The sequence below is a fragment of the Streptodolium elevatio genome, from assembly GCF_040649515.1.
In the GTDB taxonomy this organism is placed as follows: domain Bacteria; phylum Actinomycetota; class Actinomycetes; order Streptomycetales; family Streptomycetaceae; genus Yinghuangia; species Yinghuangia elevatio.
This window is the reverse complement of sequence record NZ_JBEZFP010000002.1, coordinates 34,016-45,719: the sequence shown is the minus strand read 5'-3', so window position 1 is coordinate 45,719 and position 11,704 is coordinate 34,016. Positions and strand designations below refer to the sequence as shown.

7 protein-coding genes are annotated in these 11,704 nt (G+C 72.6%); all 7 read left to right on the top strand.

What is annotated here, in order from left to right; all coding sequences use genetic code 11:
• Positions 1 to 182 precede the first annotated feature (182 nt).
• The 7 genes from AB0C36_RS01250 to AB0C36_RS01220 all read left to right on the top strand — a co-directional run bounded on the left by AB0C36_RS01250 (position 183) and on the right by AB0C36_RS01220 (position 11,703).
• Positions 183 to 3,143, top strand: coding sequence for an AAA family ATPase (locus tag AB0C36_RS01250; protein WP_358347417.1), 2,961 nt, complete (start codon positions 183 to 185; stop codon positions 3,141 to 3,143).
• Positions 3,144 to 4,220: 1,077 nt separating this feature from the next.
• Positions 4,221 to 5,603 carry a serine hydrolase domain-containing protein gene (locus AB0C36_RS01245; protein WP_358347414.1) on the top strand — a complete coding sequence of 461 codons (1,383 nt, stop codon included), beginning with the start codon at positions 4,221 to 4,223 and terminating at the stop codon, positions 5,601 to 5,603.
• A gap of 41 nt (positions 5,604 to 5,644) precedes the next feature.
• Entirely contained in the window at positions 5,645 to 6,868 is a 1,224-nt protein-coding gene (locus AB0C36_RS01240; protein ID WP_358347411.1) for a beta-ketoacyl-[acyl-carrier-protein] synthase family protein, read from the top strand.
• 188 nt (positions 6,869 to 7,056) lie between these two features.
• On the top strand, positions 7,057 to 7,299 hold the full coding sequence (locus AB0C36_RS01235; protein ID WP_358347409.1) for an acyl carrier protein: 243 nt from the start codon (positions 7,057 to 7,059) through the stop codon (positions 7,297 to 7,299).
• Between the two features lie 137 nt (positions 7,300 to 7,436).
• Complete coding sequence (locus tag AB0C36_RS01230; RefSeq protein WP_358347407.1) at positions 7,437 to 8,375, top strand: NADP-dependent oxidoreductase; 939 nt, start codon at positions 7,437 to 7,439, stop codon at positions 8,373 to 8,375.
• Positions 8,376 to 8,478: 103 nt separating this feature from the next.
• Positions 8,479 to 8,838, top strand: coding sequence for an antibiotic biosynthesis monooxygenase family protein (locus AB0C36_RS01225; protein ID WP_358347404.1), 360 nt, complete (start codon positions 8,479 to 8,481; stop codon positions 8,836 to 8,838).
• A gap of 381 nt (positions 8,839 to 9,219) precedes the next feature.
• Positions 9,220 to 11,703 (top strand): FUSC family protein, encoded by a 2,484-nt coding sequence (locus AB0C36_RS01220; protein ID WP_358347401.1) that lies wholly within the window; start codon positions 9,220 to 9,222, stop codon positions 11,701 to 11,703.
• The last annotated feature ends 1 nt before the right edge of the window (position 11,704 follow it).

Genomic DNA, 11,704 nt, shown 5'->3' with positions numbered 1-11,704 from the left:
GGCGACGTACGCGCGGGGTCTGCGAATACGCGGGGGCGGGAGTTCCGGGGTGCCGGACTGTGTGCGGTGCGGGACAGCGGGACTGTGGGGATTCGGAACTGTAGGGATTCACGTGCGGGGCTGAAATCAGGCCGTTGTCCGCGTCGACATAGGGGTTGGCAGGGCACGACTAGGCTCGAGGGATGCTTTTCGGACGTGGTGGCGAGGTGGCCGCGCTTGCGCGTGTGATCGACGATGCACGCGGTGGGCGGGGCTCGGCGCTGTCCCTCACCGGTCCGCCGGGGATCGGTAAGACGGCGCTGCTCGGCGAGGCGGTGGCGTACGCCCAGGATGCCCGCGATTTCCGCGTACTGCGCACGACGGGGATCGAGTCCGAGGCCGGGTTGCCGTTCGCCGCACTGCATCAGCTCCTTGCTCCGGCGCTCGACCGGATCGCGGAGCTGCCGGAGCCTCAGGCGGCGGCGCTGCGTGGGGCGTTCGGCCTCGCGCAGCCGACCGACGACGCCCGACTGCTGGTCGGTCTCGGGCTGCTCACCTTGCTCGGCGAACTCGCCGAATCCGAACCGGTGTTGTGCGTCGTCGACGACGTGCAGTGGCTGGACGTACCGTCGGCGGCGGCACTGGGGTTTGCGGCGCGCAGGCTGGCGGCCGAGCGCGTGGCCATGCTCTTCGCGGTCCGGGACGACGAAGCCGAGACGGCCGCCGGAGCGGCGGGCAGCCTTACCGGGATCCCGACGCTGACTCCTCCCCCGCTGGACGCGGAGTCCGCGGCCGCCGCTCTGGCCGTGCACTCCCCCGATGTTGCGGCGACGGTACGTGCGCGCATCCTCGCCGAGTCATCCGGAAACCCGCTCGCTATCCATGAGTTGGCGGCGGCGCTGAATGCCGCGCAGCGGGCCGGCGCAGCGCCGCTGCCTGCCGCGCTCGGTGCCCGGGACGCCGCCGCGCGGACGTTCCGCGGGCGCCTGGTGGAACTCGCCCCGGGTGCCAGGCGGCTCGTCACCGTGGCAGCGGCGCATGGGAGCAACGAGATCGGCACCTTGCTCACCGCGGCACGCAGCCTAGGCTGCCAACTCGGCGACCTGGACACCGCGGTGGAGGCGGACGTTTTGGTGGTGACCGGTGAGACGTACGCGTTCCGGCACCCGCTCATCCGGTCGACGGCGTACCAGGACGCGACGCTCACCGAGCGGGTCAACGCGCACCGTGCCCTCGCCGACGCTCTGACCGACAACTATGACAGCGCTTCTGACGGCGGGTCCGATGGCCCTGGCGAGGGTGAAGTCGTTGATGTCGTAGGTGAGGTGGTCGACGGTGGGCCCGATGGGAAGTTGGGAGCGGGGCGGCTCGTGACGGGGCGCGGTACGCCCGGTCGAGTAGGTAGCAGGCGGGATGCCGCCCCAGCCGCCGATCCGGTCCCGGCGGCCGTGTGGCATCTGGCTCTCGCTGCCACCGGTCCCGACGCCGACCTGGCCGCGGCGATGGAGCGGGCCGCCGATCAGGCGTGGGCGCGCGGCGGCGTGACGGCTGACGCGTACCGGCAAGCCGCCCGCCTGGCGCCGGAACGTGCCGAGCAGGCAAGGCTGTTGATGCGAGCGGCGCAGGCCGCGATCGTCGGCGGGCAGACTGACCAGGCGGTCGAGTTCTCGCGCCTCGCCGCGGAGTTGACCGACGACCCGGTCACGCGCGGCGCCTTGGCGATGATCGATGCGACAGCGGAGAACTTCCGGGGCCGACCGCGCCGCGCGGCACGGGTGTTGGCCACCGCGGCCGAGCGGATCGTCGGCGGCGCGGACGGGGCAGGACACGGCGGCAACAGCGACGCCGAATCCGGAACGGCCGGCACGCTCCTCACGATCGCGGCAGGGTACGCGTGGTTCTCGGGTGATGGCCAAACGCTCGGCCAAGTCGCGGAGTTGGCAGGGCGCAGTGCCCCGCGAGCGCCGATCACTGCGGCGATCCGGGGGATGGCCGAGTTGGCCGCGTCCGAGCCCGTGGGCGATCCGGAGGTCGGCGTTCCCCCGATGACGGCTCTCGTCGAGCGCGAACGCGCCCACCCCTCCCAGTCGTTGATCGACCGCATGTTTGCGGCACACGTGGCACGGATCCTCGGCGACGACGTTGCGGTGGCCGAGTTCGCCGAGGCCGAGGCGGCGCGCTGCCGGGCGTGGGGCACCGTGAGCGCTCTGCCCGACGTCCTCGCCGGGCTGGCGCGTGGGCAGTTCGCGGCCGGTCGGCACCGTGACGCCGAGGCGACGGTGGTCGAGGCGCTCGGCTTCGCGCGCGAGACCCGGCAGGCGCACGCCGTCGACGACTTGCAGCGGATCAGCCTGCGCGTCGCTGCGGTTGCGGGCGACGAAGCGCGCTGCCGGGCGATCGCCGACGCGCATGGGCAAATTGCCGATGATGCGGCCTTCGCACTTCTGGACCTCGGACTCGGACGCTACGAGGAGGCGTTGACCCGGCTCGCGGCCATCGCCGAGGACCCGGCGGGCCACGTTGCGTTGACCGCATTGGCCGTCCCGGACCTGGTCGAGGCGGCGGTACGCGCGGGCCACCCGGACCGTGCCGCGAAGCACCTGCCCAGGTTTCTCGCGTGGGCAGAAGCTTCGCCTGTCGCGTGGCCTCGGGCGGTCGCGCTGCGCTGCCGGGCGCTCGTGTCGATTGAGGCCGGGGAGAACGATGTCGAACGGCTGTTCGCTGCGGCAATCGAGGAACATGCGGTGGCCACCAGGCCGTTCGAGTTCGCTCGCACCGAACTGTTGTACGGGGAATGGTTGCGGCGGGCACGGCGCCGCACGGATGCGCGCACGGTCCTGCGCTCCGCCGAGGCGCGCTTCGCACGGCTGGGCGCGGCCCCGTGGGCGGAACGGGCGCGCGGCGAACTACGGGCGGCCGGCGAGCGGGGTACGCAGGCCGCCGTCGCGGCCGAGCCGACGGCTGTCGCGGCTGCCGCCCTCGACGCTCTCACGCCGCAGGAGCTCCAGGTCGTACGTCTGGCGGCGGGCGGCGCGAGCAATCAGGACATCGCGGCCCAGTTGTTCCTGAGCCGCAGGACGGTCGAGTACCACCTGTACAAGGCGTACCCGAAGCTCGGGATCGGCTCGCGCCGCGAATTGATGCGGCTGCGGGCTGAGGTGTAGGGCTGCCAGCTGCCGCAGTATTGGTACGGAGTGGGTGGCTGGTCCGGAGACCAGGGGTCGCCGCCCGTTGTCGGGAACGTCGGGTTGCGGGGTCAGAGACCGCCGGGCTGCTGGGTTGCAACGTGATGTTGTCGCGGTGGGACGCGGTGTCGAACGGGATCTCGAACGCGGTGGGGCTTCGTTGTTTCGGGTGGTCGGGGGGCTTGGTCGGCACCTGGCGGCAGCGGCGGACGTTCCCGAGATATGGAAGGGACGGGCGGGGGAGGAACCGGTGGAGAGGGACCGCCGGGGGTGGGGACCGGGTCGGACACCATCTCCTCATACGCGCGAGATCACGCGTCGGCGACGGCGGCAACATGAGGCGCCGGCAACAGGCGACGTCGGCGGCAGCGGACGGCGGGCGCAAGGAGCGTCGGCGGCAGCGGACGGCGGGCGCAAGGAGCGTCGGCGGACGCGAGCCACAGACGGCGCGGTGACCGCAGTGTAGGCAGCATCGGGCGTCGGTGATAGCGGACCACGGTGACGGGGGGCGTTGCCGGGAGTAGGCGCCGGGGGGGTGGGGCGTGGGTGACAGCGGGCCTCAGTGGCCGTGGGCGTAGCCGAGAGCAGACCTGGTGGCATGGGGCGTGGTGGGACAGCGGGCCTCGGTGACGGTGGGCGCTGGCGGGAGTAGGCGCCGGGGCTTGGGGCGTGGGTGACGGCGGACCGCGGTGACAGCGGGCGCGTTGCCGGGGGTGGGTGCTGGGGGCTTGGGGCGTCGGTTGCGGTGGGTGTGCGCAAAGGGCAGACCGCGCGGGGGACGTCGGTGGGGTCGGGGACGTCGGTGCGGTCGCGTGGTCCGGCGTGGAGTGCCTTGGGGCGGCGAATCGTGGTGGCGGGCGGGCCCGCCACGCCACCCGACGTCACGATTCGTACATGACTGCATCCGCTCTGTAGCTTTGATGCGCGTCACCGCCACCGACGCCGTCACCACCCAGGCACCACACGCCCGGCATCACCAGGACACCACCCAAAGCACCGTCGCAGGCATCGACGCAAGCACGGCCGACAGCGCCACCGAAAGGAAGCACCTCCCTGATGGACTTCGACTACTCCCGTTGGAGCGAGCGGTTGCAGGAGTTGTGCCGCCTCCACGATGTCCCGGGAGCCACACTGGCGATCGGTGTGGGCGGGGAGGTCCACGAGGTTGCGGTCGGGGTGCTCGACAAGGCCACCGGCGCCCCGATGGGCAACGACGCGATGTTCCAGATCGGTTCGATCACCAAGGTCTACACCGCCACCGCGGTCATGCAGTTGGTGGCGCAGGGCGCGGTCGAGCTGGACACGCGTGTGTGCGAAGTCCTGTCGGGCTTCCGGGTCGCCGACCCCGCCACGACGCGGTATTTGACCGTACGACACCTCCTCAGCCACACCAGCGGCCTGGAGAACGGCGTATTCCCCGACGTCGGTTCGGACGACGACTGCCTGGAGCGCTACCTCGCTTCCTGCACCGACCTCGGCCAACTCCACCCGCTGGGCGCGCTCGGCGCGTACTCCCATGCGGGCTTCCTGATCGCCGGACGCCTCGTCGAACGCCTGACCGGCAAGGTCTGGGAGTCGGCCGTGCGCGACCTCCTGCTCGACCCCCTCGGCCTGCACGACACCGTGACGCGCCCCGACTTGGCCGACCACGCCCGCCGCGTACCCGGCCACCGCGCCCCCTCCGCCCCCGCCCTCTCCTCCCTCGACCCCGGGCGCGTGTCCGCCCCCGTTCCCACCCCCGCGCCACTGCGCTGGGACACCCCGAGGGTCATGGGCCCCGGCAGCGGATTCTGCGCCACCGCAGGCGACATGGTGCGGTTCGCGATGGCACACATGTCCGACGCCGAAAGCAACCTGCCGCCCGCCGCCGTCAAGGCGATGCGCGAACCGCAGGCACCGATGCCCTGTGCCTGGGGCGGCGGTTACCGCGGACTCGGCTGGCGCCTCTACCCGGGCAAGCACTCCTCGACCTATGGGCACGGCGGCGAGTTGCCCGGGCTGCTCACGTACCTGTACGCCGTTGAGAACCCGTCGCTCGCGATCGCCTTGTGCTCGAACGGCGGTGACAACATGGCGCTGCGGTCGGACGTACGCGACGACCTGGCTGCGCTCGCGGGCGTGACCGTACGCCGGTTCGAGGCTCCAAACACACCGGCGGACGTCGACATCGAGCCCTTCCTCGGCACGTACCGCTGCTCGCCCGCCGAAGCGCGACTGGAACGCGACGGCTCCGGCATCTGGCTCCGGCCCCGCTTCGCGGGCGGCGGGGCCCGCGGCACCCTGATGCCCCGCGAGACGCGGCTCGTCCCGGTCACCGACACGTTGCTCGCGGGCTTCGAGTGCGACGGGGCGTACCCCATCCCGGTGACGCTGCACGTCCTCCCCGACGGCAGCCGCTACATCTACGCCCGCGAACGCACCCTCCGCAAAGTCTCCTGACCCGCGAACGTCTTTGCGAACGCATCTGATTGGAGCCTGCTGTGAAGGTACGCGACGTCGTGGTCACCGGCATCGGACTGGTCACCCCGGCCGGGATCGGTGTGGACGCCACCTGGAACGGCCTGCTCGCCGGGACCCCCACCGCCCGGCGCGACCCCGAACTGGCCGGGCTCCCCACCGACTTCTCGTGCCGGGTGCCGGACTTCGACGCGGCGCGGCTGCTCGGGGGTGTACTCGCCGCCCGGTTGGAGCGGTTCGCCGCAATGGCCGTGGTCGCGGCCCGCGAAGCCGTGGCGTACGCCGGCCTGGACCCGAGCACGTGCCAGAACGAGCGGGTCGGGGTCGTCGCGGGTACGGCGACCGCCTCCCTGTCCCCGGTCGGGGACGTCTGCGCGAAGATGGAGCGCGGTCAACACCACCTCGTATCACCGAGGTTCCTGCCGCGCACGATCCCGAACATGTCCGCCGCCGAGATCGGTCTGGACCTCGGCGCCCGCGGGCCGAACCTCGTCACCAGCACCGCGTGTGCGTCGGGCGCGACCGCCATCGGGACGGCACTGGCGATGCTGCGCACCGGCATGTGCGACGTGATCGTCGCGGGCGGCGCCGAGTCGATGTGCTCGCCCGTCCCGTGCGCCGCGTTCGGCCAGATGCGCGCGCTCTCCCGGCGCACCTACGACCCGGCGGGCGCCTCCCGGCCGTTCGACGCCGACCGTGACGGCTTCGTGCTCGCCGAGGGCGCGGGCATGCTGGTCCTGGAGCACGCCGACCACGCCCGGGCACGCGGCGCGGTGCCGTTGGCGGTCCTGGCCGGGTACGGCGCCTCCTGCGACGCCCACCACCCCACCGCTCCCCATCCCGAAGGCGCGGGCGCGGCACAGGCGCTGCACGCGGCCATCGCGGATGCCGGTCTGTCCGCCCCGGACATCGCACACGTCAACGCGCACGGCACCGGAACCCGGCTCAACGACGCGGCCGAATTCCGGGCGCTGAAGGCGGTGTTCGAGCGCCCGCCCGTCGTCACCGCCAACAAGGGCGCGCTGGGCCACACCATCGGCGCCGCCGGAGCCGTCGAGGCCGCCGCCTCCGTCCTGAGCCTTCGGCACCAGGTTGTCCCGCCCACTGCCAACCTCGAACGCCAAGACCCGGACATCGACTTGGACGTTGTCACCAAGGTCCCCCGGGGCCTGCGCATGGACGCGGTGGCGACAACCTCCTTCGGGTTCGGCGGCCAGAACGCCGTCCTCGTCTTCACCACACCGTAGCCCTGCCCCCGGCCCTAGCCTCGGCCTCGGCCTCGGCGTCGGCCCCCGGTCCCACACGCAGGCCGTGGACCCAGGCCGTACGCCCAGGCCCAACCGCCCCACCACCGCATCACCGCATCACCGCACCACCGCATCCCCGCCCCCACGCCACCTTCTCTCACCACCCCCACCACCTCTCGGAGGAAGCCATGCCCGGCTCCACGTACGACACGATCGCCACGGTGCTCACCACGACCCTCGGCCGCCCCGCGGAAGCGGTCGCCCCGGACACCGCCCTCGACGACCTGTTCCTCGACTCCCTGGCGCTCGTCGAGCTGAGCGTGAGCCTGACCGAGCAACTGGGCGTGCAGATCTCGGGCGTCGACCGGAGCCAGACACTCGCCGAGTTGAGCGACAAGTTGGACCGGATGGTCGCCGCCGCCAAGAGCTGAGCCCGACCCCCGCGGAACTCCCGTAGTTCTACGGATTCGCCCCTCATCGGGCCCGCATAGCTTCGTGACCGGCAACAACGAGCGGCTGAACCCCAGAGCCGCCAGGCCGCCGAGTCACGACGCCCGAGGAGCCCACGATGAGCAAGGCAGCCCTCTTCCACACCCCCGGCGGGCCCGAGGTCCTGCACCTGGCCGACGTGGCCACCCCCGAGCCCGGCGCCGGCGAGGTACGCGTACGGGTGAAGGCAGCCGGCGTACAGCCGTTCGACGTCGCGGTGGTCGAAGGCTGGGTGCCCGCGTACCTGACCGAAGTAGCCCCGCTGCCCCGCATCCCCGGCAACGAGTTCGCCGGTGTCGTGGACGCGGTCGGCCCGGGCGTGACGGCGAACGCGCTGGGCGCGGAGATCACGGTCGGCACCGAAGTCGCCGGTTTCTCGATCCTGAACAGCTACGCCGAGCACATCGTCGTGCCGGTCGAACACGTGACCGTCAAGCCGGCCGACATGCCGTGGGAGGTCGCGGGCGGACTGAACTCCGGTGCGCAGACCTCGTCCATCGCCTTGGAGATGCTCGGGGTCAAGGCGGGCGAGACGGTCCTCGTCAACGCCGCCGCGGGCAACGTGGGCACGATCGCCGTGCAGTTGGCGCGCGAGCTGGGTGCGACGGTCATCGGCACGGCCCGCCCGGAGAACCATGCGTACCTGCGCGAACTCGGCGCGATTCCGGTGGCGTACGGGCCCGGCACGGCCGACCGTCTGCGTGCCGCCGCCCCCGACGGGATCGACGCGCTGCTCGACGGCGCGGGCGGGGCGTCCCTCGACGCCGCCCTCGAACTCGTGGACGCCGCCCGCGTCATCACCCTGGTCGACCACCACCGGGCGACCGCGGGCGGGATCCGCACCACGGACCCGTCGCTGCGCCACGTCTCACGGCTCGCGCATGCCGCCGAGCTGTACGCGCGCGGCGCGCTCAAGGTCCACGTACGCCGCACCTACCCCCTCGCCCGTGCCGCGGACGCCCAGCGCGAGGTGGCGGTCGGCCACGGGCGCGGCAAGGTCGTCCTGCTCGTCCCCTGACCCGGGCGCACCCCGTTCGCCGTCCCCATCGCCAACCGCACCCCCAACTCCCAACCGCAGTCGCGACCCCGACCACAACCGCCATCGCAACCAGGAGACCGCCATGAGCACCGACAACGGCTTCTACTCGATCATCGACTACACCGTGGACGGCCCCGCGACGCAGGCCGAACTGGTCGACGCCTTCGCCGCGATCCAGGAGCGCTGGGTCCGCTTCTACCCCGGCTACCGCTCGGCCAGGTTCCATGTCAGCACCGACGGCACCCGCGTCTACAACATCGTCGCCTGGGAGAGCGAAGCCGCCTACCGGGACTTCGTGGCGACCTCCGACACCGACGGACGCATGGCCGCCATACAGGCGGCGCTCGACAGCCTCACCGGCAAGGCCGAACCCCGTATGACGGGCGCGCCGACGTACCGCGTCGTCCGCGAGACAGGCCCCGGCCCGGCCGCGGAAGCGTGACCCTCCGGGGCGCGGTCATGGAAGGCGCGTCTCCGTCCGCCCGTACGGGAGCTGACGGGCGGACGGAGACGCAGCTCATGATGGTGTCTCATGGCCCGCGCGGTCACCTCAAGCGGCCGACGAGCGCCACCTATGCATAGCGCCACCCATACGTAACACCTCCCGTTCGCAGCGCCACCCATGCATAGCGCCGCCCATGCGTAGCGCCACCCATGCGTAGCGCCGCCCCCACGGAACACCACCCACCAACTGCCACCCGTTCCAGGTGCCACTGGCCCCACCTCCCGGCTGCGTGTCGGGGTGCCACGGCCGACAATGGCAGTCGGGGAGCCGGAGAGAGCCCCGGCCCGACAGGCCGCGTACCTGGTGACGGGACAAGCAATGGCGACAACCGGCAGACCCGCCGACGACCGCCCGGACCTCCCGGACCTCCCGGACCTCCCGGACCGCCGGCAGATTGTGCGTCGCGCGCTTCGGGTCACGCTGGCCGCCTCGCTCGGGTTCTACGCGTGCCGGTACGCGTTCGGCCGCCCCGAAACGGCCATCTACGCGTTGTTCGGCGCTGTGGCCATGGGCGCGCTCTCGCGGATCCCCGGTTCGGGACGCCAGCGGGCGACGGTCGTCCTGGCCGCCCTCCCCGTCGCCCTCGGCCTGGTCGCGATGGGTACGGCGCTCGCCGTGCACACCGCGGCGGCGGTCGCAGGCATGGTGGTCGTGGGGTTCTGCCTCGCGTTCGCCCCCGTCGCGGGACCTCGCCCGGCCGGTGCCGCGCCGGGGCTCCAACTGATGTACATCTTGCCGTCGTTCCCGCCGTACGCCCCGGACCACCTGCCCGGACGGCTGGCGGGGGCGGCGATCGGCATGCTCCTGCTCGCCGCCGCCGAGGCGTGGGTGCTGCCGGTGCCCGGCCCGGAGAAGCCGTACCGCCGCCTCCTCGCCGATGCGATCCGCACCGCGGGCCTGGCCGCCGCGAAGTTGGCCGCCGAGCCGAGGCAGGGGCCGACCAACGCACCTGCCAATCCCTCGCACACCTCACCGGACATCTCACCGGACACCGCACTGGAAACCGCACTGGAAACCGCACCGGACACCCCGTTGGACCGCCTCTCAGACGCGGGAGAAGCCCTGCGCCCGGCGCTGCTGCCGCCCGCCGAGCGTCCCGCCGGGGCGGGCCGCACCAATCGCGCCCTCGCCCAGGCGGGCAGCGCGACCCGTGAACTGCTCGCGCAGTTGCAGGCTTTGGACGTCCGGGCGCCGGCCGTACGCGATCAGGCCTCGCGTTCGCTGCTCACGCGCGTGGCCGAGAGCTGCCGGCACACCGAACGCGCGCTGCGCGGCGGTCCGGCGCCTCCGCCCACCCGCATGGACGAGGCGATCGAGGCTTTCCAGGACGAGCGTCTGGCGCAGGCCCGCCGCCCGGCCGCCACGCGTCCGCCGCCGGGGGTGCTGCGCCACCAGGCAGCCGTCCTGGCCACCTCGGTGTCCGCGCAGATCGTGAAGTCGTCGGTACGCGTCGCGGTCGACGGCCGCCGGGCCCGTCCGCTGCATCCGGAGTCGGTGTTCTGGTACGCACGCCGGTCCACGCCGTCCCTGTACTGGCGGCGCGTACGCGGGAACCTCACACCGCGCTCGGTGTACTTCCAGAACGCCGTCCGGATCACCGTCGGCCTGTCGCTCGCCCGCCTGACCGCGGGGGCCCTAGATCTGGCCCACGGGTTCTGGGTGCTGCTCGCGGTGCTGACCCTGACCCGCACCAGCGCCATGGGGACCTGGCGCAATGTCCGCCTGGCCCTGGTCGGCACGTTCGCGGGCGCTCTGGCCGCGGCAGGTCTGCTGATCGGATTCGGGCAGCACACGGGCGCGTACGCCGCGGTGCTCGCCCCCGCGATGCTGATCGCCTTCTCGGTCGGGCCGATGCTCGGCGTGGCCTGGGCTCAGGGGTTGTTCACGCTGGTGGTCGCGTCCGCGTTCGCGCAACTGGCGCCCGCGAACTGGGAGCTGGCCCAGGCGCGCATTCTGGACGTGGCCACCGGCTGCCTGATCGGCCTGGTGTGCGGGGTGTTGGCGTGGCCGCGCGGCGCGAGTTCAGAAGTGCTGCGGGCCATGGCGCGTCTGCTGCGCAGTCTGGGCCACACCGTCGAGGCGACGACGTCCGCGATGCTGCACGACGTCGACCCGCCCGGCCCGCCACCCGTCGCAGGCGCCTCGCCGTCCGCGGCAGACACTGCGGCATCCGCGGCAGACACTCCGCATGCCGTCCCAGCCACGCCGCCGTCCGTCGCAGACACCCGGCACGCCCTGCGGCTCGCGCAGTCGTCGTTCGCGCAGTTGCAGGGTGAGGCCCAGGGCCCGCGCGTCCGGCGGCCGATCGACTTGCAGGCCGTCCTCATCGCGGCGCACCACGCGCTGTTGGGTGCCCAGGAACTCCTGGACGGCCACCGTCAGTCCCCGCGCCCCAGGGCGCCGGACGCGATTTCGGCGTTCACCGCACGCGGCCGTGAACTGGCGCAGGCATGCGGGGTTCTCGCCGCCGAGGTGCTGGACGGCCGGGTGAACGCGGCGCCGCAGCCGGGATATGAGCAGGTCGTCCCGGCGGCACTGCTCGCGCCCGGGGGTGACGAGACCGCCGGACGCGACAGCGCCGCCCTGCCGCTGATGATCGACCTGGAGACATGGCTGAACGCCGTCGCCCGGGACCTGGCACGGATCCGCCCGCGGCGCACGGCTCCGGACCCAGTCCCGGACGCGGAGCCGGACACGGCCCCGGACAGGAAGCCGGACGGAAAGCCGGTCACAGAGCCGAACCCGGAGCCGAACACAGAGCCGAACACAGAGCCGAACCCGCTGCCGCCGTCCGACAAGTGAC